The sequence below is a fragment of the Hymenobacter sp. CRA2 genome, from assembly GCF_002007105.1.
Lineage (GTDB): Bacteria > Bacteroidota > Bacteroidia > Cytophagales > Hymenobacteraceae > Solirubrum.
In genome coordinates this window covers 62,125-88,062 of the sequence record NZ_MVBC01000016.1, presented here as the reverse complement: position 1 = coordinate 88,062, position 25,938 = coordinate 62,125, and the positions used below count along the sequence as shown (strand labels likewise).

Genomic DNA, 25,938 nt, shown 5'->3' with positions numbered 1-25,938 from the left:
ACTTCATCGTTTAGACGATTTCGTCCGGGAGGCCCGGCAGACGCGGACTGAAGTCGGCGCTACTTCCTACCCTCCCACCAACCGACGACCTCAGCATGAAACTGACCAATAGATCGAAACACCTCGAGAAGAAGCCCATGACGCTGCTGGAGCGGGCCTACCTGCCGGCAGTGCTGACGGGCATGGGCATCACGCTCAAGCACTTTTTCTCGAAGAAAGCCACCATCCGTTACCCGGAAGAGCTGCGCCCCATCGCGCCGACCTTCCGCGGCCTGCACGTACTCAAGCGCGACGAAGCGGGCCGCGAGCGGTGCACGGCCTGCGGCCTTTGCGCCGTGGCCTGCCCGGCCGAAGCCATTACCATGGTGGCCGGCGAGCGGAAAAAGGGCGAGGAAGGCTTGTACCGCGAGGAGAAGTACGCTGTCAGCTACGAGGTGAACATGCTGCGCTGCATCTTCTGCGGCCTCTGCGAGGAGGCCTGCCCGAAAGCAGCCGTGTACCTGCAGGCCGACAAGATGGCTCCGCCCCGCTTCGAGCGCGACGAGTTCATCTACGGCAAGGACCGCCTGGTGGAGCCCGTCGACCCGAACGCCCGCAGCAAGCGCGGCATTCAGCTCACCGCCGAGCAAGCCGAAGCCCTGGCCCGCCGCATGGCCGGCATGGATGCTTAACCAATCCTGCCTGACGGCGTCGTTTTCCTAGTTCTGCAGTTCCGCGCTTCCTCTCCCCTATGGGTACTTCCCTTTTTTACTTCCTGACCTTCGTTGCGCTGCTGAGCGCCCTGAGCGTGGTGTTTGCCAAGAACCCGGTTCACTCGGTCCTGTTCCTGATCCTGACGTTCTTCGCCATTTCGGGGCACTACCTGATGCTGAACGCGCAGTTTCTGGCCGCCGTGAACATCATCGTGTACGCCGGGGCCATCATGGTGCTGTTCCTGTTCGTGATTATGTTCCTGAACCTGAACGCCGACACCGAGCCCAACAAATCAGCTTTGGCGAAAGTAGCCGGTGCCATTGCCGGCGGCATGCTGCTGCTGGTGCTGATTGCCGCGCTGCGCAACGTTAACCCCGTAGGGGCCGATGCTGCTACGTTCGACTCGCAGATCGGCATGGTGAACCGTCTAGGCCTCGTACTCTATCAGCAATACCTGCTGCCGTTTGAGCTGGCCTCCGTGCTATTCCTAGTCGCCATGGTCGGTTCGGTGATGCTGGGCAAGCGCGAAGCCGGGGAGCGGAACTTCTAGTAATGAACAAACACCCATTGGCGCAGCCGCTGCTGAAGACTTTCGTGGTCTTTGGGGCGGCTGCCTCTCTTTTAGCGGGTTGTGATTCGGCGGGTAAGAAAGCGGGCTGGAATGACAACACGCTCATTTACAACGCCTCGAAGGAAGATCCTGCCATGCTTGCGGCTCAGCAAAAGGGCCGTGCCACAGTTGGGGAGTTTATCCAGGCTCTCACTAGCGCCGATACTACCAATTACAACTTTGCTGTCAAGTACGGCTTCGTAGAAGGCGACGAGCGGGAGTACATGTGGATCGGCGACCTGACAGTGCGGGGTGACTCACTTTACGGCATTATTGACAACGACCCGGAGTACATTCACAATGTAGCAAGCGGACAGCCCGTGGCGATTCACAAGGACTCCATTGCTGACTGGAACTACACCCACAACGGCAAGCTGATGGGCGGGTACTCTATCCGGGTTATTCGGGACCGAATGACGCCGGCTGAACGGGCGGAGTTCGACAAATCAGTCAGCTGGAAATTTGATTAACGCGGCGAAGGGTTTATACGCTGTTGTTCTACCCATATATGGTGGAAATCAACCTTTACAAATCGCGCTGGCAGGCCATCCGGGTGATGCTGCTCTGCTCCGTTTTCGTGGTGCCCTGCATTTGGGGAGTCAGTAACATGCCGTCCAATTGGCTGTGCTGGGTAGGCATCCTGTTCTTTGGCATGGGCTACCCTTTTGGCCTATACAACCTGCTGGACCGCCGGCCGCTGATTGTTCTTAATGAACTTGGCATTTTGCATCACGAAACGCACCGCGAGTTTATCAACTGGAACCTGATCCAGAATGCTTATCTGGTCGAGGTACACAAGCAGCAACTGCTTTGCCTCGTGGTGCCGCCGGATTTTGAACCATCCATGCGCAAAGGCAAGGTGGCGCAGCAAATGGGCGGCCTCTCCCGGGCCATGGGTTTTCAGGAGCTGACACTTCCCGTCAGCGCCACGGGTGTCGATGCGCCGAAGCTGACAGAATTGGTTTTGCTGATGAGTAAGGCCGCTCCCGCTTCCAGAACGCACCTATTGCAGAAATTCAACGGCCAAAAAGCAAGCGGCGCCTGATGCATCAGGCGCCGCTTGCTTTTGGAGGAGTGATGCCTCTACGGGCGTTTCCTGATAAGTATCAACGTGCAGCCTGATTCTACTCACCTGCTTCCCAAGTCTGTGGTGCGACTTTCGTGCTTCCCAGTTCAAGTTTCGAAAGTCATCCGCATGAATACGGTAATCACCCAGAGCGGTAGCTTGCTTGCCGGCCGCCATACGCCCATCGGCGAACAAAAAGGCTTGGTCCTGTTCAGTCGCAACGGGCAGAAAGTTATTTACAAGACGTTCAAAACCGGTGAGCTGATGCCCACGCACCACTCCGCTGAGGAAGTACTTGTGACTTGCCTGGACGGACAGCTGGAACTGGAATTGCATGGCAGCAATATCCTGCTGGAAGCCGGCGACTACCTCATCATCCCGGCGGCCGCCCCGCACGCGCTGCGTTGCCTGCAGGATGCCAAACTGCTGATTTATCGGTAAACTGCTGAAGCGCTACATGCAAAGGGGCGTCCGCAGCTGCGGACGCCCCTTTGCGCTAATTAGTCATTTGGGTACCCGGCTTCAGCCACTTCCGCACTACGTAGCCTTTCCACAGCCACAACCCCGATAGGGCCACCAGCGGCAGAATCACCCAGCGCACAGCCGCCGCGGCTTCCGGCTTATCGGCTACGGTACCGTAGATGAAGCCCAGAATGGGGATGCTGGCCAAGAGGTGCAGCCAGCGGATGAGCTTGCGTTCAGTAGCGGCTTTCATGGCTTGGCAATCGGGCTTATTCGGTAGGCGCAGTTTGCGTAGGGTGTACTTGCGGCTCGGGCATCCGGGACCAAGGCGGGCTGCAGCGGCGCATTTTTTGGCGGAATTTCTCCCGCTCTTCCTCGCTCATGCCTTGCATGCGCGATTCCATTTTGTTGCGCCAGTGCTCCTGGGCTTTGGCCTTCCAGGCGGCGCGGCCACCGGGCGGGCCACCCCGGAAGCCCCCGAAGAGAATCTTGCTGAGCACGAGCAGACCCAGCGCCTGCCAGAAGGTGAGCAAGGGCAGGCCGAAGATGGCCGGCATCAGCCAGTTCCAGAGCGCCATGACGACGAAACTGGCTAGGGCGATGAAAGCTACTATGGCGAGCAGGAAGCGCAGGCCGCGCAGCAGCCAGAAGTTGCGGTTCATGGGAATGCGGAGAGTTAGTCGAGAAACAAATCAGTGTAGAGCGCCTGCAGCTTCACGCGGAGCTGCTGCACCGCGTAGTGCTTGCGCGAAATCAGGGTTTTGAGCGGCACGCCGGTTTCTTCCGCCATCTGCTTGAAGGTTTTGCCCTCAAACTCGTGCCACACGAACACATCGCGTTGGGCCGGCGGTAGCTCCTCAAGGGCATCAAGGATAGCTTCCATAATGGTTTCGCGGGCCATGGCCGTTTCCGTGGAGTCGTCCTGAGCGGGCAGTACATCGGCCAGCAGCAGCGGCTCGTCGGAATCCGAGGCGGAGTGATAGGCGGCCGCTTCCTCCAGCGAGGCAGCTTTGGGGCGCCGGTAGCGGTCGATGATCTTGTTGCGGGCCACACGGAACAGCCAGGCGGCCATCTGCTCCACGGGCTTGACGAGGCGGTAGCTCTGCACGAGCTCGTAGAAGACGTCCTGCAGCACGTCCTCGGCATCGGCCTCGTCGGGGATGCGGCGGCGGATGAACGAGAGCAGCTTGCCCCGCTGCTCGCGCACGGCCTGCTGCACCCGGTCGTTTTGCTCGGTCATGGCCGCGCTGTGGGGAAATATGGTCACTGCCTGTTCCATTCTGAAGGGGAAGACGCAGGCGCTGGAAAATTACTTTACCGGAAATAGAAAATTTCGGGGAGCAGCCGGGTGCACAGCCGTTCGCGCACGTAGGCGCGCCCTTCGTTCTGCCAACTCGCCAATAAGGCCAGTTTTAGGCGTGCGTTTTCCAAGTTTCGGGCTACCTTTGCCCGCTAATTGGCCCCAGTATGTTGTGGGCTTTTTTCCGCCGTTACCCCGTCCTGAATGGAACAGACGATACCGGAAGTCATTCGCACCATTCCGCTCCAGCACTATGTGTTCTTCGCCGCTGCCCTCTTCAGCATCGGTGTGCTGGGGGTGCTGACCCGGCGCAACGCCATCATCATTTTCATGTGCGTGGAGCTGATGCTCAACGCCGTCAACGTCCTGCTCACGGCTTTTTCGGCCTACCGCGCCGATGCCAACGGGCAGGTCTTCGTGTTTTTCATCATGGCCGTTGCCGCCGCGGAAGTCGCCGTGGGCCTGGGCATCATCGTGATGATCTACCGCAACATTCAGAACACCGACGTCAACCTGCTCGACAGGCTCAAGTGGTAATGGGCTTCGCCAATGTGCGAATGTGATGAATGTGCAAATGTGGAAAATGAGTCAGGTCAATTCTCGCCTCATTTTCCACATTTCAACACATTACCCACATTCCAACGCATTAGCATATCAGCACATTCCATCACATTAGCACAATACACTAATGGCTGAACAAGCGCCCCTCGCCGTCTTCACCGGCTCGCCGCTGCTCTACGTTCTCATTCCGCTGCTGCCCTTTTTGGGCTTCCTGATCAACGGGCTGCTCAACCGCCGGCTTTCGGGCACGGTGGCCGGCGGCATCAGCAGCCTCATGGTACTGGGCTCCTTCCTGCTGTCCGTGATGCACTTTGTGCAGTTCACTGGCACGCCCTACACGGTGCAGTTGTTCGACTGGATTTCGGTCGGCTCGCTGAGCATTCCGTTCTCGTACCAGATTGACCAGCTGAGCCTGATCATGCTGCTGCTGGTGACGGGCGTAGGCTTCCTCATCCACGTGTACAGCATCGGCTACATGCACCACGACGAAAACGTCGGGAAGTTTTTTGCCTTCCTGAACCTGTTCGTCTTCTCGATGCTGGTGCTGGTGATGGGCGCCAACTACGTGATTCTGTTCATCGGCTGGGAAGGCGTCGGGCTGTGCTCCTACCTGCTCATCGGCTTCTGGAACAAGCACACGGCGTTCAACAACGCCGCCAAGAAGGCCTTCATCATCAACCGCATCGGTGACCTGGGCTTCCTGCTGGGCATTTTCCTGATCTACCAAACCTTTGACTCGGTGCAGTACGGGGAGGTATTCCAGAAAGCCGCCGGCGGGCAGTTTGGCCCCTACACCGTGACGGTGGTGACGGTCATCACGCTACTGCTGTTTGTGGGTGCCATGGGTAAGTCGGCACAGCTGCCGCTTTACACCTGGCTCCCGGACGCTATGGCGGGCCCTACGCCCGTATCGGCGCTGATTCACGCCGCAACGATGGTGACAGCCGGCATCTACATGGTGCTGCGCTCGAATATCCTCTTCACGCTTTCGCCCGATACGCTCAACGTGGTGGCCTGGATTGGCGGGCTGACGGCCCTGTTCGCGGCCACCATCGGCCTGGCTCAGAACGACATCAAGAAGGTGCTGGCCTACTCCACCGTCTCGCAGCTGGGCTATATGTTCCTAGCGCTGGGCGTGATGGGCTACACCTCTTCGCTGTTTCACGTGCTCACCCACGCCTTCTTCAAGGCCCTGATGTTCCTTGGCGCCGGCTCGGTGATTCACGCCATGAGCAACGAGCAGGACATCCGCAAGATGGGCGGCCTGCGCAAGGCCCTGCCGATTACCTTCCTGACTTTCCTGATCGGCTGCCTGGCCATTGCTGGCATCCCGCCTTTCTCGGGCTTCTTCTCCAAGGACGAAATCCTGATGCACGCCTACGAGCACAACAAAGTGCTGTACGGCATCGGTCTGCTCACGGCCTTCCTGACGGCCTTCTACATGTTCCGCCTGCTGTTCCTGACCTTCTTCGGGGAGTTCCGCGGCACGGAGGAGCAGAAGCACCACCTGCACGAGTCGCCGGCCACCATGACGCTCCCGCTGATTGTGCTGGCTATTCTGGCGGCCGTCGGCGGCTTCATGAACGCCCCGCTGCTGCTCGGCAAAGGCTACCTCGCCGACTTCCTGGCGCCGCTGTTCGCTTACTCGCGGCAGGCTAACCCGGAAGCTTTCGGCGCCGAAATCGACCACGCCACGGAGTACATGCTCATCGGCCTGTCGGTAGCGGCCGGCGTGGCGGGCATCATCGTCGCCTACGTGCAGTACCTGAGCCGCAAGGTGCGCCCGGCCGAGGACGACGCGGAGCGCGGCTTCCTCGAAAAGCTGGTGTACCACAAGTACTACGTCGACGAGCTGTACAACACGCTGTTCGTGCGCCCGTCCATGTTCCTCTCGCGCGGGCTGCACGACTTTGTGGAGAAGCGCGTGGTGGATGCCGGCGTCAACGGCGTGGGCCGCGGGGTGTTTGGCGGCTCGCAGCTGCTGCGCAACCTGCAGACCGGCCGCGTAGAAACTTACCTGCTGCTGATGGTTATCGGCATCGTGGTGGTGCTGGCCCTGAATTTCGTGAAGTTCTAAAAACGGCATGGTGCCGCGGCTTCAAAGTCGTGGCGCTACTCCCGTTTACCTCCCAAGAAGATACCCGCAGCTTAAACTCAGTGGAACCCCGGCCTCGCGCCGTGGCCCCACTCCCCGACAAAAATGCTGACTGCCCTTCTGCTTATCTGGCCCGTGGCCGCTGCGCTGCTTCTGCACTTCGTGCGGGGCAATGCCGCGCGGGCGCTGGCCTTTGGCGCTTCGCTGGTCGAACTGGCCTTGGCTGTATTCGTGGCCATCCAGTTCCAAACCGGCTCCCAGCCCCAATTCGAAATCAATCAACCGTGGCTACAGTCCGCTGGCATCAATTTCCATATCGGCATTGATGGGCTGAGCCTGCTTATGGTGCTGCTTACGGCCTTCCTGGTGCCGCTGATTCTGCTGGCTTCCTTCCGCCACGACTACGAGAATCCCTCGGTGTTTTACGCCTTGGTGCTCTTCATGCAGACGGGCCTCATTGGGGTGTTCGTGGCCATGGATGCCTTCGTGTTCTACTTCTTCTGGGAGGTGGCGCTGATTCCGATTTACTTCCTGGCTGGCGTGTGGGGCGGCGAGCGACGCGTGCAGGTCACGCTGAAGTTCTTCATCTACACCGTCGTCGGCTCCTTGCTGATGCTGGCGGGCTTCGTGTACCTCTACTACATGACCGGCGCCAACGGCGGCGCCCGCAGCTCCGACCTGGCCGCGTTCTACAACCTGACGCTGAGCACCCAGGAACAGTCGTGGGTGTTCCTGCTCATCTTCGCGGCCTTCGCCATCAAGATGCCGCTGTTCCCGCTGCACAGCTGGCAGCCAGATACCTACTCCGAAGCTCCGGCCCCGGCCACCATGCTGCTCTCGGGCATCATGCTGAAGATGGGTATCTACGGCACGCTGCGCTGGTTGATGCCCATCGTGCCCAAGGGCATGAGCGTGCATATTCCGTGGATCATGGTGCTGGCCGTTATCGGCATCATCTACGGCGCCCTCATTGCCATTCGCCAGCGCGACATGAAGCGCCTGATTGCCTTCTCCTCGCTCTCGCACGTGGGCCTGATGATTGCCGGCATGTTCTCCCTGACGGCCGTGGGCCTACAAGGCACCGTGATTCAGATGCTGGCCCACGGCGTGAACGTGGTCGGCATGTTCTTCATCGCCGACATCATCGAGCGCCGCACCGGCACCCGCCAGATTCCCGAGCTGGGGGGCCTGACGCGCGCCACGCCGCTGCTGTCGGTGACCTTCCTCGTGATTCTGCTCGGCACCGTGGCCCTGCCGCTCACCAACGGCTTCGTGGGCGAGTTCCTGCTGCTGATGGGCGTGTACCAGTTCAACCCCTGGCTGGGCGCCGTGGCCGGCCTGACCATCATCTTCGGCGCGGTGTATTTGCTGCGCATGTTCCAGCGCGTGATGCTCGGCCCCGACTCCTCGTTCAGCAGCGTTATCCGCGACCTGACGGGCTCGGAGCTGGCCGTGCTCGTGCCGCTCATTCTGATGGTGTTCTGGATCGGCTTGTTCCCGGGCACCTTCATGCACATCTCGGAACCGGCTATCCAGAAGCTGCTGGTGCTCATCAACCGCTAAGCCTCCCGCCTCATGCTCTCGATTATTCTGCTTTCCGTTTCCGGGCTGGCCAATCTGTTTCTGGGCTTCCTGCGCTCCAACCGCCTGATTCTGCCGGTGGTGCTGCTGGTGCTGCTGGCCGTGCTGGCCGTGAACGTGGCCGGCATCGATACCAACGCGCTGGCTGGCTGGAACCAGTCGCCGTACTTCAACGGCATGCTCACCTTCGACCGGTACGCGCAGGTGTTCACGGCCGTGATGGCGCTGACGGCCTTGCTGCTGCTCCCCTTCTCGCAGAAGTACGTGCAGGAAGGCAACCCCAACCTGGCCGAATTCTACAGCCTGCTGCTGTTCTCGCTGGTGGGCGCTATTATGATGGTGAGCTACAACAACGTGCTCATCCTCTTCCTCGGCATCGAAACACTGAGCATTGCCATGTACGTGCTGGCCGGCTCGGATAAAGGCAACCTGCGCTCCAACGAAGCGGCCCTGAAGTACTTCCTGATGGGTTCCTTCGCCACCGGCATCCTGCTCTTCGGTATTGCTCTGCTCTACGGCGCCACTGGCACCTTCGATCTGGCGCAGATGGGCGTGAAGGCCCGGGCTCTGCCCCTGGCCGACGCCGCTATGGCCCCGATGCTCTACATCGGCATTCTGCTGATGCTGATCGGTATCGGCTTCAAGATTTCGGCCGCTCCGTTCCACTTCTGGACGCCCGACGTGTACGAAGGGGCCCCGACGGTTTTCACTGGCTTTATGAGCACCATCGTGAAGACGGCCGGTATTGCGGGCTTCTTCAAGCTACTGATGATAGCCTTCGGCGGCGACACCACGGGCTTCTGGCTGCCCACGCTCACGGCCATGCTGGTGCTGACGCTGCTCATCGGCAACGTGGGCGCCGTGGCCCAGCAGAACGCCAAGCGCATGCTGGCCTACTCCAGCATCTCGCACGCCGGCTACCTGCTGCTGGCGCTGGTATCGTTGAAGAGCGGGGCCTTGTCGGCCAACGCCATCTTCTTCTACTCGCTGGCGTACTCCATTGCCACGGTAGCCGCCTTCGCCGTACTCAAGCTGGTGCTCGACCAGCGCGGCCGCGACGACTACGAAGGCCTCAACGGGCTGGCCAAGACCAACCCGCTGCTGGCCCTGGCCATGACGGTATCCATGCTGTCGTTGGCAGGCATTCCACTGACGGGTGGCTTCTTCGGTAAGTTCTACCTGTTCTCGGCCGCCGCCGAGCAGGGCTACATCGGTCTGGTGATTTTCGCGGTGGTCATGTCCGCCATCGGCATCTACTACTACCTGCGCCCCATCATGGCCATGTACATGCGTCCGGCCGTGGAAGGCGCCGAGGAGCCCGTAGCTGTCACTAGTCTGCAGTCGACGGTGCTGATCGTGCTCATTGGCCTGACGCTGCTGCTGGGCCTGGTGCCGGGCATCGTGGAAGGCGTGCTGAACGCGTAGCCTTACGCAACCTCAAAACAGAAAAAGCGGCTTTCAGGCCGCTTTTTCTGTGTTCGGCAATTGGGGTACTAGCGCTTCCCGATGACTTTCGCCTCGTACACGACCTTGCCGCCGATCATCGTCAGCTCACTAACGGTAGCGGGCAACGCGGGCGTAGGGACCGTGAAGATATCCTGCGACAACACAACTAAATCGGCCAGCTTATCGGGGGCTAGTGTCCCCTTGTTCTGCTCGGCAAATTCGGCATAGGCCGATCCGGCAGTGTATGCACGAACGGCTTGTTCCCGGGTAAGCGCCTCCTTGGGGTCGGCCAGCGTGGTGGCGAACATGATGTTCAGAAATGGGTTCATGGGGCCGTCGGAGCCGAGAGCAAACGGCACACCGGCGGTAATCAGTGAGCGGAACGCGGGATTCAGAGGAAGGGGGACCGGTGGAGCATTGACCAAAGCCGGATTGATGAAGTGTGAGGGATTCTGCACCACGACGATGCCCAGGGCCCGTGCCCGGGGCTGCAGGTCGGCTGCAACGCCGTCGCCGTGCTCAAAACGCACCCGCTTGCGGCGCCACGTGGCATCATCGGCCAGTTCGCTCATCAGCGTGAGCACCAGTTTGGCGGTGCTGTCGCCGGAAATGTGCAGCATCAGCGGCTCGGTACTAACCAAGGCGGTACGCAGCATTTGCCGCACCGTGTCCACCGGAAAATTCAACCGCCCATACCAGCCGGGTCGGCCGGGGTAGGGCCGTCGCATCAAAGCGCCGCCTTCCAGCGGTGTAGCATCGAGAATGTACTTGCGGCCCGATACCCGGACCAAAGGTGTGAGGTGCCGGCCAACATTTGCCCACTCCCCGTAACGAATGCCGCGGGTAGTAGTCATAGGCAGGGGAATAATGCGGAGCCGCAACGGCAAACGCGCCGCCTGCACCACGCGCAGCGTTTGGTCGGGCACCATGTCGCCGGCCATGTCTTGCACGCTGGTAATGCCGAGGGCCAGCGCTTCGGCGCTGTACTGTTGCAGCAGGCGCACCCAGCCGGCGTCAGGTAGTGTGGCGTTCAGCTCTCGGCGGGCGTTCCAGTCGGCGTATTCCGAGAGCAAACCGCTGAGCTGCTGGGTGCCCGGCAACCGCTCGTAGCGCCCTCCTACCGGGTCGGGCGCGGTTTTGCTGATGCCGAGCACTTGCAGCGCTTTGGTATTCAAAATATTGCCGTGCCCCCACGGTGGCTTTAGCATAACGGGGTGCTCGGGTACAACCCGGTCCAAAGCCGCGCGCCGAAATTGCGGGTCGAGCAGGACTACCAAGCCAATATCGCCCTGCAACCAAGTGCCGGGAGGGGTTTGCCGCGCTAGTTTGGCTAAGGTATCGAGCACCTGGGCTGGGCTGGGGCCTGGCAACAGAGGAGCCGCCGGAAACCCAAAATGCCGACCAGCCGGCGTACCGTGCGGCAGGTGGTCGTGGGCGTCGTTGAAGCCTGGGACTACAGTGCGGCCATGCAGATCAATACGCCGGGTGCGCGGCCCCGCCAAGCGGTTGATGTCGGCAGTGGTGCCGGTGGCCACAATCCGCTCCCCACGCACAGCCAGGGCCTGGACATAGGGTCGGGCATCATCGGCGGTAAAGATCTTGCCGTTGCTGAGGATGACATCGGGTGGCGACTGCGCCGCCACAGCGCCGCCCCACAACAGCAAAGCCGCCGCAAGCACCGCTTTGGGCGTGCCCTGCACCCTGGGTAGGCTTTGCATCTCCGTTCTACTTCTGCGTCACGCGCACGCTGATGCGCCGGTTCAGGGCCCGGCCTACGGGCGTCTCGTTGCTGGCCACCCCGTACTTCTGCCCGTAGCCCTTGGCCTCGATGCGGTCGGCGGCTATGCCCATACCGACCAAGGCCGCCATGGCTTCGTTGGCCCGCTGCTCGCTCAGGCGCAGGTTGTCTTTGAAGTAGCCCGTGGTATCGGTGTAGCCGCCGATTTTGACGTGGGCATTTGGGAAGCTTTGCAGAATGGTGGCTACGTTGCGCAGCTGCGCCATCGACTCATCCGTTAGCGTAGCCTTCTTGGTGTCGAAATACACCCGGTCGAAGTTGATCCAGCCTTTGGTGCGGTTTACCGGGTCGACAACCATGGCTGGGTCTGCCAGGAAGGTGTAAAGTCTGTTCTCCGTAGAATTAACACCGACAGTCTGAGTGGAGCCATCGGCCAGCGTTAGGCGCACGGGCCGCCCGGTATCGTAGATGTAGTTTTCCGTGGCGGCGTCGTAGCGGCCGCTGACGGTAGTCACGGGCAGCGCGGAGGTCTCGGCGGTACTGCTGGCGGCCGTGGCCGGTACGTTGGCCGCTGCGGTGCTGACGGGTGCCAGGGTTTGCACCGGCACCACCGTTACTTCGCGCTCGGGCTTCCGCCCCAGCAAAAAGCCCACGATGATAGCCCCCAGAATAACCAGAGCCGGAATCAGCCACTGTTGTGCCCGGTTAGCTGCTGGCCGCGGCTCGGTAGCTTCGGGGTGCACATGCGTCGCAGGGCCCGTATGGGGCGGCGCTTCGGCCGGCACGGGGTGCCCGGGGGTCGGATGCGTGTCGGGCAGCATCAGCCCGGTTACGCTGCTACGCTGGCTCTGCAGCCACCGCCCCAGCTCGGTGGCGTTGAGGTGGTCGGAGGCGGCGTGGTTGCCGAGCACACCGAGCATAACCGGCGCGGCAATGCTCAACAGCCGTTCGACTGCCTCCGGCCGAATGCCGCTTTCTTCGGCCACGGTGTTCACGCGGCCGTTGTAATGCGCCGCCAGTAGGGCTTTTACCAGCTCCTGTCCCTGGGGCGTGCGGGCGGCCAGCACGTCGGCGCGGGTGCCCGCTTCGTGCGCGTCGCGGGCCATTGTCCACACCACATCGGGCCCACCTACTTGTTCCGACAGTTTAATCAGGCTGCTGAGCACCAACGGTACCACTTTGGGCAACGCTTTGCGCACCCCCGCTTCGCTCTCGCCTACCGCTGCACTGGTCTGACTCACGGCCGGAGCCGTAAAGCAAGCCGACACTTCCTCCAACACATTCTGCGCCATGACCGTAGGGGTTAAACATTAAACCATAGATAATAATACTAATTTTTATAAACATATTTCAAAACAACACCTACGTCCATTACTTTTTGCGCAGAAAAAAAGCCGCATCCCTGCGGCTTTGGTTGACTCAGCTTGTCTTGCCCCGACTGTTTGAGGACTTGCTTACGCGCCACGTACCACCAACATGGGTGCTTGTTGATCGGCGTACACCACGGCATCGTCCTCAAAGGGCTCGTCGCCGCGGAACTTGAGCAGCAGGCGGGCAGTGGTGATGATGTCCTTCTGGCAGTACTTCACGATACGCGGCAAATCGTGCTCCTCGTAGTACACGCGGGCCACATCGGCGCCGGTGATGTCGTCCTTGGGGGTGGGAATGCCGAACATGGCGGCCAGCAAGGCCAGCGACGTGAATGATTTCCGGTCGCCAAACTTCCACAGCTCCATGGTGTCGAGGTGGTTGATTTCCCAGGGCTTTTTGCCCGCCACATCGAGCTGCGGGGGCAACTCCACGCCGTTGATGAGCATGCGGCGCGACAGGTACGGAAAATCGAACTCCTTGCCGTTGTGGGCGCAGAGCGTGAAGGTGGGCCGCTTGCTCAGGGCCCGCACGAAGTCGCGCAGCAGCTTGGTTTCGTCGTCGCCGGCAAAGCTTTTTACCTTAAAGCGCAGCTGCTCCAGCGCGTCGTAATAGAAGTAGCCTACCGAAATGCAGATGACGCGGCCGAACTCGGCGTAAATGCCGGCCTGGGCAAACAGCGCCGCAGCGCTGAGGCGGTCGGGCATGGGCTCGATTTCCTCGGCGCCCCAAGTGGGAAAGCCCTGCTGACGGCGCAGGCTCTGGGCCTTATGCTCCCACAGGTGCCGCAGCATCTCGTCCAGCTCCTCGTGGCAACCTACGCAGGGCACGGTTTCGATGTCGAGCACGAATACGTCGGTGAGCTTAAGGTTACGGAGCAGTTTCATAGGCACGGCTAACAGAGGGTCGGTAACGAAGATAGGTTACCGAAAAGCAAACAGCCAATCCAGGGGCGTTTGTTTTGGCCGGTGCGGCACGGCGCCAACGCAAAAATGCGCACAACCGGCCGAGCCAGTCATGCGCATTTGGGTATGCTCAACTCCCCGGGCGCCTGCCAAGGGTGCAGTAGGTGTGTCGGGCGAAAACACGCGGCAATGCCGCGCTACGCCAGGGCCGGGCTGCCGGTAAGCCACAGGCCCAGCATGGAAATCAGCAGTTGTCGACGGGATTTCGCGGACATGGCGGACGAGGGTGGAGAGTGGAACATATCAGCCTGGCCGCGCAGGGCTAAGCTCACCTCAAAGTCCGCATTTCCCGGGCGGCCGTCAATCACATGATGATGTGATGCGCATCACCCCGGCCTTCAGCGTCCCATCACCCAGCCCTAAGTCAGGCCCTGGCGCAGGGCTTTGCTCACGGCCTCGGTCATGGAGCGCACGTGCAGCTTTTCGTAGATCTTCTTGATATGCGAGCGGACCGTATCGAGCGAGATGCCGCGGTCGTGGGCAATCATTTTGTAGCTGTAGCCTTCCACCAGCAGGCCGAGGATTTCCTGCTCGCGGGCGCTCAGGTTGGCCGGCGAGTCTTCCTGCTGGCGCGGGGCCACGGGCTTGGGAAACAGGCGCAGCACCTGCCGGGCAATGGCCGGCGTCATGGGTGCGCCGCCGGCCCGCACCTCGCCAATGGCGTCGAGCAGCTTGGCGGGCGGGGTTTTCTTCAGCAGGTAGCCGTCGGCGCCGGCGCACACGGCCTGAAATACCCGGTCGTTGTCTTCGAACACGGTCAGCATCACCACGCTCACCTTGGGCGTGGCCGCCTTGATGCGCTTCAGCCCCTCGATGCCGTTGATGCCGGGCATGTCGATGTCCATCAGCACCACGTCGGGCTTGAGACGCGGAATATCGGTTTCGACCTGCTGGCAGTTGCCCAGGGCCCCCACCAGCTCCAGCCCCGGCGTGCCGCCCAGCAAGTGGCTCAGGCTCAGGCGCAGATCGGGGTTGTCTTCGTAAATCAGGACGCGGGTATCGGTGGCTTCCATTGGGCTAGAACGGTGGTAATGAGGGGTTATGAAGAATGCTGCAAGGTATGCAAAGCCCACACGCGGCGCCGCCGCATAATGATGTGAGCGGCGCTACTTCAGCGGCACGCGTAGCTCCATGCGCGTGCCCTGGCCCGGAGCGGTGTCGATGGTCAGCTGCCCCTTGATGGCGGCGGCGCGGCTGCGCATGTTGGTCATGCCGTTGCCGCCGCCCTGGGCCGGCGCCTTTGGGTCGAAGCCGACGCCGTCGTCCTCCACGCACAGCACCAGGCAGCGGTTGTCGTAGCTGAGGCCAATGCGGGCCAACTCGGCCTTGGAGTACTTCGCCAGGTTGTTGACGGCTTCCTTGAAGAGCAGGAAAAACTCGCGCCGGGCGCGCATGGGCAGGCGGTGCTCGGTTACCTCCGGGGCCACCTTGAAGGTGAAGTCGATGCCGCGGGCTTCGAGCACATCGGAGGCGAAGGAGCGCATGCGCGAGGTGACGGACTCCATCGAGTCGTGCGCGGGGTTAATGGCCCACACGATGTCATCCATGGAATCGAGCATGCGGCGCGAGGAATCACCAATTTGCTCCAGCAGCTGCGAGGATTGCTCGGCGTTGCCGCGCTGCTGGTGAGTGCGCGCCAGCTGGCTCAGGATGCTGATGGAGGAAAGCGTGGAGCCCATGTCGTCGTGCAGGTCGCGGGCGATGTTGTGGCGCACACGCTCCAAGGCCAGCAACTGGCTCACGCGCATGCGGTAGGCCAGAAACAGCAGTCCGAACACCAGCCAGCTGGCCAGAATGCGGAACCACCACGTCTGGTACCACGGTGGCTCGACGATGAGGCGCAGCGAGGCGCCCACGTTGTTCCACACGCCGTCGTTGTTGGCGGCGCGCACCCGAAACACATAGGTGCCGGGGTCGAGGTTGGTGTAGGTGGCCTGCCGCTGCGTGCCCGCGTCGATCCACTTCTCGTTGAAGTTGTCGAGCTTGTAGGCAAAGCGGTTTTTGTCGGACAGACGGTAATTCAGGGCCGCAAACTCGATGGAGAAGAAATTGTCGCGCGGGCTGATGGTCAGCACGTGGCTGGCCGTGATGCTGGTATCGAGGGTGGCCCAGCGGTTGAACTTGCGGAAGCCCGTCAGCACCACGGGCGGCGGCACGGCGTTGAAGCGCACGGCCGCGGGCAGGAAGGCCACTACGCCGTTGCCGCCGCCGAAGTACAGCCGCCCGGTGCCGGGGCTGCGCCAGTACGCGCCGGCGTTGTGCTCGTCCTGCGGCAGCCCGTCGCGCATGTCGTAGGTGCGGAAATAGCCCGTGCGCGGCGCAAAGCGCGCAATGCCCCGGTTGGTCGCCAGCCACAGGTTGCCGCTTTCGTCGGCGGCCATGCCGTAAACGACGTTGTTGGGCAGGCCCTGCGCTTCGCTGTAGCTGCGGAACGTGCCTTTGTCAGCATCAAGCAGGCAGGACAGGCCTCCGCCTTCGGTGCCCAGCCACAAGCGGTCCTGGGCATCTTCCAGTATGCAGCGTACGAAGTTGCTGCTGAGGCTTTGGGCATTGGTGCGGTCGGCGCGGAAGGTGCGGCAGTGGCCCGTGCGCGAGTCGAACTGGCTCAAGCCGCCCCCTCCCACCCCGATCCACAGGCGCCCTTTGCGGTCCTGGTACACGCAGCGCACGTAGTTGCTGCTGATGCTTTGCGGGTCGCGGGGATTGTGGCGGTACACGGCGCAGCGGCCGCTGACGGGGTCGAGCAGGTTCAGGCCGCCCTCGGTGCCCACCCAGATGCGCCCCTGCCGGTCTTCGTACACGCAGCGCACAAAGTCGTCGGAGAGGCTGGTGGGGTCGGCGGGGTTGTGGCGAAAGCGCCGGAAGCGGCCGGTAGCGGGGTCGAGGCAGGCCAGGCCCTTGCTGCGCGTGCCCACCCAGAGGCGCCCGGCGCGGTCGGGGCACACGGCGCGGATGAAGTCTTCGGGCAGGGCCTGCGCATCGGCCGGGTTGGCGCGGTACGTGGTCAACTGACCGGTGGCCGGGTCGTGGCAGAGCAGACCGTTGTTTTCGGTGCCCACCCACAGGCGCCGCTGCGCGTCTTCGGTAATGGCCCACACCGAGCCCGTGAGGCTAGTTGACAAGGGCTGCTCGAAGGCGCTGGGGCGGGGCTCGAAGCTGGCCACGCCCTGGTCGGTGCCGGCCCACAGCAGGCCTGAGCCGTCCTGATACAGACTGTAAACCTTATCGGTAGGCAGGCTGTGGGGCACGTTGGGCAGGTGCTGCCAGCGGGTGAAGCGCTGGGTAGCCGGGTCGAGCAGGCACAGGCCCGCCTGCGTGCCCACCCACACGCGCGCCTGCTGATCGACGAGGATGGCGTTGACGGTGTTGGACGGTAGGCTGCCGGGTTGGTTGGGCTCGGCGCGGTAGTGCGTGCGGCGGTTGCGGGGCAGGTCGAGGTGACAGAGACCAGCGTTTTCAGAGGCCACCCACAGCCCACCGTTGGGGGTAGCCGTCATGGTTTTGACAGCCGCACCGGGGGCCCAATCGGGTAGCGCCACCAGCTCGCCGGTGCGCTCATCTACGTGGCTGATGCGTCCCTCGCCGGTGCCCACCCACACGCGGCCGTCGCTGGTTTGGGTAATGGCCCGGATGGCGTTGCGCCGCACGTTGCCGCTCACCGTCTGGTGGTGGCGGAAGTGCCTGAAGCGGCCCGTTTTGGGGTCGAACAGGTTCAGGGCGCCTTCGGTGCCGGCCCACACCCGCCCCTGCCGGTCACAGAACACGGCCCACACGAAGTTGTCGGTCAGGGCCCGTTCGTCGTTGGGAATGGCCTCGTAGATGCGAAAATTCTCCGTCAGCGGGTTGTAGTAGGCCAGCCCACCGCCGCCGGTGCCCACCCACAAGCCGCCCTTAGCATCGGCGGCTAGGGAAAGAATGAAGCTGCTGACCAGGGCGGTGGGCTGTTGTGGGTCGCTGCGGAACACGCGAAACGCGGCCCCGTCGTAGCGGTTGAGGCCGTCCTGGGTGCCCAGCCACAAAAAGCCGTTGCGGTCCTGCACCAGGCTGTACACGCTGCTTTCCGACAGCCCGTGCTGGGTAGAAAGCGTGCGGAACGTCAGGTTCTGGGCCGCGGTGGGCAGGGCCAGCCAGGCGAGCAGCAACGGAGCGAAGAAGGGCAGCAAGACGCGTTGCCACCACCGAAAACAATTCATCCCCTGCAAGAAAGCGTGCCCGGTGAAGTTTGTCAACCCAAGCACCCTTATTTGCACGCAATAAAGTCTTATTTGATCATTTCCGCGCTTGCCCTCAACTAGGCACACGTTCACCCAGGCAGCGTTAACACCGCGCCGGACTGCATCGATCAGTCCTGGCCTCGCCCGGCCTGCGTTACAGCCTCATGCCTGCTGCCCCAGTGCTCCGGGCTAGCCTTGAACTAGGTGAGCCCGGAGCACTGAGGTTACTATGGCTGCGGGGTCAGCAGCTCCGTGTACAGGGGCCGTAGCTCCTCGGGCGCCGCGCGCACCAGCTTGGGATAGTTCTTGGTCGGCCCGAAAATGGCGTGCAGCACATCCGCCCAGACGTACTCGAATAGCCCCTCTTCCTCGCTGTTGTCGTCATCGGCAGTAGCTTCATAGGCCGGCTGCTCCTCGTAATAGTAGCGGGCAAAGTCGCGCCGGCAAGCCAGCAGCCGCTCCAGGTTCGGGCGGGTGCTGAAGTGTTCGGCCACTACCTTGTAGTGCTTGTGCGACTGCGTCGAGAGCAAGCAGGCTATAAACACCGGGAAGCTTTGGTCAGTGATGCCGAACCGCTCGACGAAAGCCACTGTGAAGCCCGTCTGTATTTCCTGGTGTTCTTCATCGACGGCGCGCATGTACTGCTGCACCAAATCAAAGTACACCTCGCTCTGCAGCCCCAGCGCAAACACGGCGAAGGTACCCGGCAAGGCGCATTGCTCCCCGTCCAGGTTGCTGTACCACTCGTGGGGCCGCATGGCTAGCTGGGCGTACTTGACCAGCAGCGGGTGCAGCTCGGGGTAGCGCGCGGCGTTGGCAAACAGCGCGTGCACGCCTTTTTTGGGCAGGCCTTTCACCGGCAGCCAGTGCTTTGCCCGACCCGAAAACTCGATGGCGTAGCTACGCGGAAACTCCTCGTTTTGCAGCAGCCCATTGATGAACTTCAGCACGGCCCGGTAGCCATCGGCCCCCTCGGTGCTTAGCTTGATGCGGATGGTGGCAAACGCGTCGTTGGCCGTGCAATGCACGTTGGCGTCGGTATATGCGGTGAGTTCCGGCGGTAGTTTGCCGCTACCAAACTGCTTGAGCCGGGCCACTTCGTCCGAGCCCAGGGCCGTGGCGAAATCAAAGTAGCGGTTGGCCGTTACGCTGGCGTAGCTGGGCCCGTACTTGAGGTGGCAAAGCGCCACGTAGAGCATAAAATGGATGTAGTCGGGCGGTAGGCTGGCGGGGTTGGCATCGGCACGCAGGTGGTAGTCTGGGTGCCATTGGTCCCCGGCGTTGTGGAAATAAGGCGTGGCGATAGTTGCCTCTAGCCAACGGTCTACGGGGTAGTGAAAGTCGTTGAAGCCTCGCGCAGACACTTTGCGCAGCTGCTCGAAAAACTCGATGACGCGCGGCAGCACGAACGGCTGCTGCAGGACGTAGTCGACCAGCGTGGAGTTTAAGCAGAGTTCGTAGCCGGGCAGTTGGAGGAGGTGCCTTTTGGTAGCAACGGCCTGGCACGTGCCGGCAAAAACGCCGGCTACGTACGCATCAAGCACCGCCTCATTGCCCTCGATTTGCACAATATAATCAGGTCTCATAGTCGTCTGATACGCGGCCGGGCAGGCGCACCGTGGTCAATGCTCCTTGCATAATGCGCAGCCTTCTCGGGCAGCGAATATCGGGGTTTGCACCACACAGCAACGCCAGGGCACGACCTCCGGGCTGCTACCAGCAGGCGCGGCAGTTGCCGCTTTGCTGGTATTCGGCTTACCTTGCTGAGGTTAATTAGTTAAGGGCAACAGGATGCTTTCGAAGTTTATCAACAGTTTAAAGCGCCCTCGTGCCCGGCCTGAAGCGGACGAGGCGGCAGAAATCGGGCAATTGGGCGTGCTGCACCTCAAGCCCTTCTGGGCGCGGACGCTAGCCAAGCGCAACGGCGTGTTCGTGGAGACGACCGACCGAGACTGGCGCTTCGACAACCTGCTGCTCAACGGGCTGGGCCTGCCCTTAGAAGAAACCCTGCAGTACCTGCTGGGCTCGGCTCCGAGCTTTGCGGAGTTTGAAAGCTGGGTGCTCAGCAAGCATAACGGGCAACTCGACCCGCCGCAAATCGACCGGCTCAACAGCCTGTTTTCCGGCCAGCCATACCCGCTGGCTCTGCAGCAGAGCTTGCAGGAGCTGGAAGCCGAACCCGACGTGCTCAGCGCCGAGGACCTGGCGTTTTGGGCCGAGCACGGTTACGTAATTGTGCGCGGCGCTATTTCCAAAGAACAGGCCCGCGCCACCGAAAACGCCGTGTGGGAAGCACTGGGCATGGACCCGCAAAACCCGGCTACCTGGTACCAGAAGCGCATCGGCAAGGGCATCATGATGGAATTCTACCATCACCCCACCCTGCAGGCCAACCGGCAGTCTAGGCGCATCCACAAGGCGTTTGCCCAGCTCTGGGGTACGGCCGATCTGTGGAAAACCACCGACCGCACCAGCTTCAACCCGCCCGAAACCACCGCCCTGCCCTTCCAGGGCCCGCACCTGCATTGGGACCTGAGCCTGGAACCGCCCTTCCACTTCGGCACGCAGGGTCTGCTGTATCTATGCGACACCCCGGCCGAGCAAGGAGCCTTCTGCTGCGTGCCGGGCTTCCACCGCACTCTGGAAACGTGGCTGGCCAGCCTGCCGCCCGGCACCGACCCGCGGCGCGTGAACCTGGATGCGCAGGCCGTGCCCATCGCTGCTGAAGCCGGCGACTTCGTTATCTGGCACCACATGCTGCCGCACGGCAGCAGCCCGAACCGGGGCCACTACCCACGCATCGTGCAGTACCTGAATATGTACCCGGTGAATTTTCAGGAAACCATGGCCTGGCTCTGACGGGGCGGCCACCGAGACCGGGCAGTTTTGCCCGGTTTTTTGTATTTTATGCTTTACCTCTCACCCATCGGCTATGACTTCCCTCCAGCGAATCCATCATAAAGCCAAGCCCACGGCCCTGTTTCTGGTTGTCCTGCTCGTGGTGCTGGGCAGCAGCTTCTGGGAGAAACGCCTGCTGCACGACATGAATACGTCCGTCTCGTCGCTGTACCAGGACCGGCTGCTGCCAGCGGCCGGCCTGTTTCAGCTCAACGACCTGATGTACAGCAAACGGCAGTTGCTCACCAGCTACCAAAGTCGGCCCTCGACGGCCCGGCAGCGTTACGCGCAGGTGCAGCTCGGCGGCCACAATGTGCAGGTTGATTCCATCCTAGCCCGCTACGAGGCTACTTACCTGGTAGCCGAAGAAGTGCAGGTATTTGGTGCCCTCAAGGCCCGGCTGCGCCAGTACAACGCTCTGGAACAAGAGCTGCTGACCGCAACGGGCTCCACGGAGCTGGTGCAGGCGCGCCTGGAGCAGCAGTTTGCCCGCATTCACGACGACCTGACTCACCTCAATCAGATTCAACAGCGGGTGGGCCAGGAGTTGTCGAAAAGCTCCCAGGATATGGAAGTGGACGCCGGCCTGGTGAGCAACCTGAAAATTGTCGTACTGGTGATATGTACGCTGGCCATTCTGCAGGCCCTGCTGCTGGATCGGCACGCGCTGCTGCCCAAGAGCCTGAAGAACTTTCGGCTGAACTGAGCTCCCAACCAATACGGTAGATAATATAACACGAAGCGGCGCCTGATGCATCAGGCGCCGCTTCGTGTTTCAGACTACTATAGGAATTACTTTCCCGCTTCCACCTTCGTGTCGATGCTCAACTCCTTGAGCTGCGCCGGCGAAATCTCCGCGGGCGAGTCAATCATTACGTCGCGGCCGGAGTTGTTCTTGGGGAAGGCAATGAAGTCGCGGATGCTGTCGGCGCCGCCGAACATGGAGCACAGACGGTCGAAGCCGAAGGCAATGCCGCCGTGGGGCGGAGCGCCGTACTCGAAGGCGTTGAGCAGGAAGCCAAACTGCGCCTCGGCCTCCTCGGGCGAGAAGCCCAGCAGCTCGAACATGCGCGCTTGCACCGCCCGGTCGTGGATGCGGATGGAACCGCCGCCGATTTCGGTGCCGTTAATCACCAGGTCGTAGGCGTTGGCGCGTACTTCGCCGGGCTTGCTGTCGAGCAGCGGAATGTCCTCGGGCTTGGGCGAGGTGAAGGGGTGGTGCATGGCGAAGTAGCGGCCCTCCTCCTCGTTGAACTCCAGCAGCGGGAAATCCACCACCCACAGCGGGCGGAAGTCCTCCTTGTTGCGCAGCCCCAGGCGCTGGCCCATTTCCAGGCGCAGCTCGTTCAGGGCCTTGCGGGTTTTGTCGGCCGGGCCGGCCAGGATGAGCAGCAGGTCGCCGGGCTGAGCGTCGAAAGCAGCTTTCCACTGCTGCAGCGCCTCCGGGCCGTAAAACTTATCCACCGACGACTTCACGTTGCCGTCTTGCTCCACGCGGGCGTATACCAGCCCGGTGGCGCCCACCTGGGGCCGCTTTACGAAGTCGGTCAGCTCGTCGAGCTGCTTGCGGGTGAAGGTGGCACAGGTCGAGGCGTTGATGCCCACCACCAGCTCGGCGTTGTCGAACACCGGGAAGCCCTGGCCCTTGGCCACATCGTTCAGCTCCACGAACTGCATGGCGAAGCGCGTGTCGGGCTTGTCGGAGCCGTAGAGACGCATAGCGTCGGCGTAGGTCATGCGCGGAAACTCGCCCGGATCGAAGCCCTTCACCTGCTTGAACAGCTCGCGCGTCATGCCCTCGAAGGTCTGCAGGATGTCTTCCTGCTCCACAAAGGCCATTTCGCAGTCGATCTGCGTGAATTCCGGCTGGCGGTCGGCGCGCAGGTCCTCGTCGCGGAAGCACTTCACGATCTGGAAGTAGCGGTCGAAGCCCGACACCATCAGCAGTTGCTTGAAGGTCTGCGGCGACTGGGGCAGGGCGTAAAACTGGCCGGGATTCATGCGCGAGGGCACCACGAAGTCGCGGGCGCCTTCCGGGGTGCTCTTGATGAGTACCGGCGTTTCCACTTCCAGGAAGCCCTGCTCGTCGAGGTAGCGGCGCACCGACTGCGCGAGGCGGTGGCGCAGCTCCAGGTTGCGGCGCACGGGATTGCGGCGCAAATCGAGGTAGCGGTACTTCATGCGGGCCTCGTCGCCGCCGTCGGTGTTGTCCTCGATGAGGAAGGGCGGCAGCTTGGCCGGGTTGAGCACCGTCAGCGTCTCGGGGCGGATTTCGATGTCGCCGGTGGGCAGGTTGGCGTTTTTGCTGTAGCGCTCGGCCACGCGGCCCGTCACCGTCACCACGAACTCGCGGCCCAGCTCGCGGGCCTGCTCGCGCAGGGCCTCGGCCTCGACGCCCTGCTCAAACACGACCTGGGTGATGCCGTACCGGTCGCGCAAATCGAGGTAGAGCACAGCGTTCATGTCGCGGGTGCGCTGCACCCAGCCACTGAGCGTAACGGTCTGACCAACATTTTCCTGGCGCAAATCGCCGCAGGTGTGGGTTCGGAGCATAAGCAGAAAGTAGGCCCGCCGTTGCCAAACGGGCAGTGGCAGCCGCCCGGAGGCGGCCGGTCAATCGGTTTTGGAGCCGGCAAAGATAGGCAAGCCGCGCGCCCGATTGGCACGTACAAGGCGCGTTGTGCAATTTGGCCCGGAATGTGCAAAGGGCGCTTCGGCCACCTTTTTATTGGCTCCGAACCCCGACCTTTACCCCCGAATTTGTCCGCGTAGCTGCGCGGAACTACTGCTTACGCCATGAAACGCTCCGTTTACCTGCTCGCCGCCACCGCTCTGCTCACCGTTTCGGCCGCGCAGGCCCAAACCAAGGTCAAGACCAAAACCAAGTCGGAAACGACCGGTACCGAAATCAAAACCAAGTCGGCAGCCGAGCCGCTGATTCTGGACGGCGGCATCAAGCGCGTGGAAACCCTGTCGGGCATCGACATCTTCCCCAAGCCCAACTCCAACTCGGTGCTGCTGAGCTTCACCCAGCAGTTTACCAAGCCCGGCAAGCTCACCATGACCAACTACAAAAAGGCCGTGGTGTACGAGCAAGCCCTGGACCCGGCCACGCACACCGGCGCCCCCGTCGACCTGGGCCACATTCCGGCTGGCACGTATCTGGTAGAAGCCAAAATCGACAACTACCTGTACTGGAAGAAGGTGAGCATCAAGTACCCGTCGGTAGCGGCGCCGGCCAAGAAAAAGAAGAAAGGTCTGTTCTAGGCCATTCAGACGCAAGTCTTCAGCACGTCATGCCGGGCCCGGCCGAAGCATCTCTCCCGCTTCGCCTGATACTAATCTCAACCAGCAGATTACTATCCGTAGAGATGCTTCGGCCGGGCCCAGCATGACGCTCTTTTTTGTCCTTGCAGCAGGCCTGTCCCACCCTGAAATTTTCCCATGCCGGACTGCGTTACTTTGCCGCCGATGATTGCCATGAACCCTGCATTCCGTTTCTCCGTGCTACGCCGCGCCCTGGCCTTGCTGCCGCTGGTGTGGCTGCTGACTGCCTTTGCCCCGCCCAAGCTGAAAAAGGTGGACGTCGCCAAAAACCTCACCGTAGGCGTACCGGCCGACTTTCAGCCGTTGCCCGACGACGCCATTGCCACCAAGTACCCGGCGGCTCGCAAGCCGCTGGCTGTGTTCAGCAACCCCGCCGGCCGCATCGATTACAGCATTGCCGCCCGCCCCACCACCTTCACCAACCAGGACTACGCCCTGCTGCTGAAGATTTACGAGTCGAAGCTGAAGAGCACCTACACCAAGGTCGACATCCTCACCCACGACATCAAGACCATCAACAAGCGCGACTTCATCGTGCTGGAGTTCGTCTCGACGCTGGGCGACACCCGCCGCGGCCGCGAAATGATGGCCCCGCTACGCCGCTACGAGCTGATGCAGTACGCCATCGAGGGCGGGCAGCAGTACGTGTTTCATTTCATCAGCCCGGTGGAGGAGCAGGCGCAGTACCAGCCCGTGGCCCAGGCCATCATGCAGAGTGTGGAGCTGAAGTAGCTTTTTTTAGAGACAAGAGTAGGGAGAGGTGAGAAACGAGACTTCGCAGAACGTCGTCTCATTTCTCACCTCTCCCTACTCTTGTCTCATCATTACAGCTGGTTGTAGGCCCGGATCAAGGCCATAAACGCGTCGCGGTAGGCGTCGCCGACGGGCAGCAGGCGGCCGGCTATCTGCACGCGGCCGCGCTCCACGTGCTCGATGCGGTTCAGCGCCACCAGAAAAGACTTGTGGATGCGCACGAAACGCTGCGGCGGTAGCACCTCCTCTACTCGCCGAAAGGACTGCAGCGTGAGGATTTTGCCGCTCTCGGCGGTGTAAATCATCAGGTAATCCTTCATGCCTTCGATGTACAGAATGTCGTCGAAGGCGACGCGCTGCAGCCGGTGCTCGTTCTTGACGAACATGGCATCGGCGGCTACCGGCGGGGCGGCGTCGGTAGCTGCAGCGGCACTCGGGCCGGGTGCTGGCGGAGCCGGGGCCGCGGTTTCGGTCTGGAAGCTGTGGTACAGCCGGTTGGCAGCCTGCACGAAGCGCTGAAACCCGATAGGCTTGAGCAGGTAATCGGCCACGCCCAGCTCGTAGCCCTGCACGGCGTACTGGTCGTAGGCGGTGGTGAGCACCACGCGCGTGCGGCCGGGCGGCAGAATCTGGGCCAGCTGCATGCCGGTGAGGCCTGGCATTTCGATGTCGAGGAAGACCACGTCGACCGGCGTGGCCTGCAGAAAGGACAAGGCCGACATGGCGTCGTGGAAAGTGGCCACCAGCTGCAGAAACGGCAGCTGGGCGCAGTAGCGCTGCATCACGGCCGTGGCCAGCGGCTCGTCGTCGACGGCAACGCAGGTGAGGATGCGGGTAGGCGGGGCGGGTGTGGATTCCATA

At 61.9% G+C, this 25,938-nt stretch carries 24 protein-coding genes; 13 read left to right on the top strand and 11 right to left on the bottom strand.

Translation table 11 applies throughout. The features are described from left to right. Window positions 1-95: 95 nt before the first annotated feature. The 5 genes from B0919_RS20965 to B0919_RS20945 all read left to right on the top strand — a co-directional run bounded on the left by B0919_RS20965 (window position 96) and on the right by B0919_RS20945 (window position 2,810). Window positions 96-671 (top strand): NuoI/complex I 23 kDa subunit family protein, encoded by a 576-nt coding sequence (locus tag B0919_RS20965; RefSeq protein WP_078014253.1) that lies wholly within the window; start codon window positions 96-98, stop codon window positions 669-671. Between the two features lie 59 nt (window positions 672-730). Continuing rightward, window positions 731-1,243: an NADH-quinone oxidoreductase subunit J gene (locus B0919_RS20960; RefSeq protein WP_078014252.1), complete on the top strand. Its 513-nt coding sequence runs from the start codon at window positions 731-733 to the stop codon at window positions 1,241-1,243. Between the two features lie 2 nt (window positions 1,244-1,245). Next, window positions 1,246-1,773 carry a YegJ family protein gene (locus tag B0919_RS20955; protein WP_078014251.1) on the top strand — a complete coding sequence of 176 codons (528 nt, stop codon included), beginning with the start codon at window positions 1,246-1,248 and terminating at the stop codon, window positions 1,771-1,773. 38 nt (window positions 1,774-1,811) lie between these two features. After that, window positions 1,812-2,348 carry an STM3941 family protein gene (locus B0919_RS20950; RefSeq protein WP_078014250.1) on the top strand — a complete coding sequence of 179 codons (537 nt, stop codon included), beginning with the start codon at window positions 1,812-1,814 and terminating at the stop codon, window positions 2,346-2,348. A 150-nt stretch (window positions 2,349-2,498) separates the two neighbouring features. Then, the gene (locus B0919_RS20945; protein WP_078014249.1) at window positions 2,499-2,810 is read left to right on the top strand and encodes a cupin domain-containing protein; all 312 of its coding nucleotides are present in this window, start codon (window positions 2,499-2,501) and stop codon (window positions 2,808-2,810) included. A 55-nt stretch (window positions 2,811-2,865) separates the two neighbouring features. Here the strand turns inward: B0919_RS20945 and B0919_RS20940 are convergent, their stop codons facing one another. From B0919_RS20940 to B0919_RS20930, 3 genes are read right to left on the bottom strand one after another with little or no spacing between them, the layout of a single operon-like run. Further along, complete coding sequence (locus B0919_RS20940; protein ID WP_078014248.1) at window positions 2,866-3,084, bottom strand: hypothetical protein; 219 nt, start codon at window positions 3,082-3,084, stop codon at window positions 2,866-2,868. A gap of 16 nt (window positions 3,085-3,100) precedes the next feature. Then, entirely contained in the window at window positions 3,101-3,493 is a 393-nt protein-coding gene (locus B0919_RS20935; RefSeq protein ID WP_078014247.1) for a hypothetical protein, read from the bottom strand. Between the two features lie 14 nt (window positions 3,494-3,507). After that, entirely contained in the window at window positions 3,508-4,110 is a 603-nt protein-coding gene (locus B0919_RS20930; RefSeq protein ID WP_217701056.1) for an RNA polymerase sigma factor, read from the bottom strand. 225 nt (window positions 4,111-4,335) lie between these two features. On the opposite strand from B0919_RS20930, the gene nuoK reads away from it, so the two are divergent. The 4 genes from nuoK to B0919_RS20910 all read left to right on the top strand — a co-directional run bounded on the left by nuoK (window position 4,336) and on the right by B0919_RS20910 (window position 9,793). Then, window positions 4,336-4,668 (top strand): NADH-quinone oxidoreductase subunit NuoK, encoded by a 333-nt coding sequence (gene nuoK, locus B0919_RS20925; protein ID WP_078014246.1) that lies wholly within the window; start codon window positions 4,336-4,338, stop codon window positions 4,666-4,668. Between the two features lie 151 nt (window positions 4,669-4,819). Then, the gene (nuoL, locus tag B0919_RS20920) at window positions 4,820-6,769 is read left to right on the top strand and encodes an NADH-quinone oxidoreductase subunit L (protein ID WP_078014245.1); all 1,950 of its coding nucleotides are present in this window, start codon (window positions 4,820-4,822) and stop codon (window positions 6,767-6,769) included. 123 nt (window positions 6,770-6,892) lie between these two features. Further along, window positions 6,893-8,350, top strand: a complete 1,458-nt coding sequence (locus B0919_RS20915) for a NuoM family protein (protein ID WP_078014244.1) — start codon at window positions 6,893-6,895, stop codon at window positions 8,348-8,350. 12 nt (window positions 8,351-8,362) lie between these two features. Beyond that, complete coding sequence (locus B0919_RS20910) at window positions 8,363-9,793, top strand: NADH-quinone oxidoreductase subunit N (RefSeq protein ID WP_078014243.1); 1,431 nt, start codon at window positions 8,363-8,365, stop codon at window positions 9,791-9,793. A 68-nt stretch (window positions 9,794-9,861) separates the two neighbouring features. Here B0919_RS20910 and B0919_RS20905 read toward each other — a convergent pair whose 3' ends face one another. The 6 genes from B0919_RS20905 to B0919_RS20880 form a co-directional block, all read right to left on the bottom strand. Next, window positions 9,862-11,532 (bottom strand): amidohydrolase, encoded by a 1,671-nt coding sequence (locus tag B0919_RS20905; protein ID WP_078014242.1) that lies wholly within the window; start codon window positions 11,530-11,532, stop codon window positions 9,862-9,864. A 7-nt stretch (window positions 11,533-11,539) separates the two neighbouring features. Continuing rightward, window positions 11,540-12,844, bottom strand: a complete 1,305-nt coding sequence (locus tag B0919_RS20900; RefSeq protein WP_078014241.1) for an OmpA family protein — start codon at window positions 12,842-12,844, stop codon at window positions 11,540-11,542. Window positions 12,845-13,006: 162 nt separating this feature from the next. Beyond that, complete coding sequence (locus tag B0919_RS20895) at window positions 13,007-13,807, bottom strand: 3'-5' exonuclease (protein ID WP_217701055.1); 801 nt, start codon at window positions 13,805-13,807, stop codon at window positions 13,007-13,009. Window positions 13,808-14,244: 437 nt separating this feature from the next. Beyond that, a complete protein-coding gene (locus tag B0919_RS20890) occupies window positions 14,245-14,898 on the bottom strand; it encodes a response regulator (RefSeq protein ID WP_078014240.1) in 654 nt (217 codons plus the stop codon). A gap of 93 nt (window positions 14,899-14,991) precedes the next feature. Continuing rightward, window positions 14,992-18,027 carry a sensor histidine kinase gene (locus tag B0919_RS20885; RefSeq protein WP_176133160.1) on the bottom strand — a complete coding sequence of 1,012 codons (3,036 nt, stop codon included), beginning with the start codon at window positions 18,025-18,027 and terminating at the stop codon, window positions 14,992-14,994. A gap of 299 nt (window positions 18,028-18,326) precedes the next feature. Further along, on the bottom strand, window positions 18,327-19,685 hold the full coding sequence (locus B0919_RS20880; protein WP_139362299.1) for a DUF6138 family protein: 1,359 nt from the start codon (window positions 19,683-19,685) through the stop codon (window positions 18,327-18,329). A 289-nt stretch (window positions 19,686-19,974) separates the two neighbouring features. Here B0919_RS20880 and B0919_RS20875 point away from each other — a divergent pair, with 289 nt between their 5' ends. Together B0919_RS20875 and B0919_RS20870 are read left to right on the top strand one after the other, a co-directional pair. Beyond that, entirely contained in the window at window positions 19,975-20,958 is a 984-nt protein-coding gene (locus tag B0919_RS20875) for a phytanoyl-CoA dioxygenase family protein (protein ID WP_217701054.1), read from the top strand. Between the two features lie 73 nt (window positions 20,959-21,031). Continuing rightward, a complete protein-coding gene (locus B0919_RS20870; protein WP_078014236.1) occupies window positions 21,032-21,703 on the top strand; it encodes an MCP four helix bundle domain-containing protein in 672 nt (223 codons plus the stop codon). An 86-nt stretch (window positions 21,704-21,789) separates the two neighbouring features. Here the strand turns inward: B0919_RS20870 and aspS are convergent, their stop codons facing one another. Further along, window positions 21,790-23,550 (bottom strand): aspartate--tRNA ligase, encoded by a 1,761-nt coding sequence (aspS, locus tag B0919_RS20865; protein ID WP_078014235.1) that lies wholly within the window; start codon window positions 23,548-23,550, stop codon window positions 21,790-21,792. Between the two features lie 243 nt (window positions 23,551-23,793). Between aspS and B0919_RS20860 the strand changes: the two genes are divergently transcribed. Together B0919_RS20860 and B0919_RS20855 are read left to right on the top strand one after the other, a co-directional pair. After that, a complete protein-coding gene (locus B0919_RS20860) occupies window positions 23,794-24,264 on the top strand; it encodes a hypothetical protein (RefSeq protein ID WP_078014234.1) in 471 nt (156 codons plus the stop codon). 213 nt (window positions 24,265-24,477) lie between these two features. Beyond that, the gene (locus B0919_RS20855; protein WP_139362298.1) at window positions 24,478-25,056 is read left to right on the top strand and encodes a hypothetical protein; all 579 of its coding nucleotides are present in this window, start codon (window positions 24,478-24,480) and stop codon (window positions 25,054-25,056) included. A 92-nt stretch (window positions 25,057-25,148) separates the two neighbouring features. On the opposite strand, the gene B0919_RS20850 is transcribed toward B0919_RS20855, so the two are convergent. After that, complete coding sequence (locus B0919_RS20850) at window positions 25,149-25,937, bottom strand: LytR/AlgR family response regulator transcription factor (protein WP_078014232.1); 789 nt, start codon at window positions 25,935-25,937, stop codon at window positions 25,149-25,151. Between the last annotated feature and the right edge of the window lies 1 nt (window position 25,938).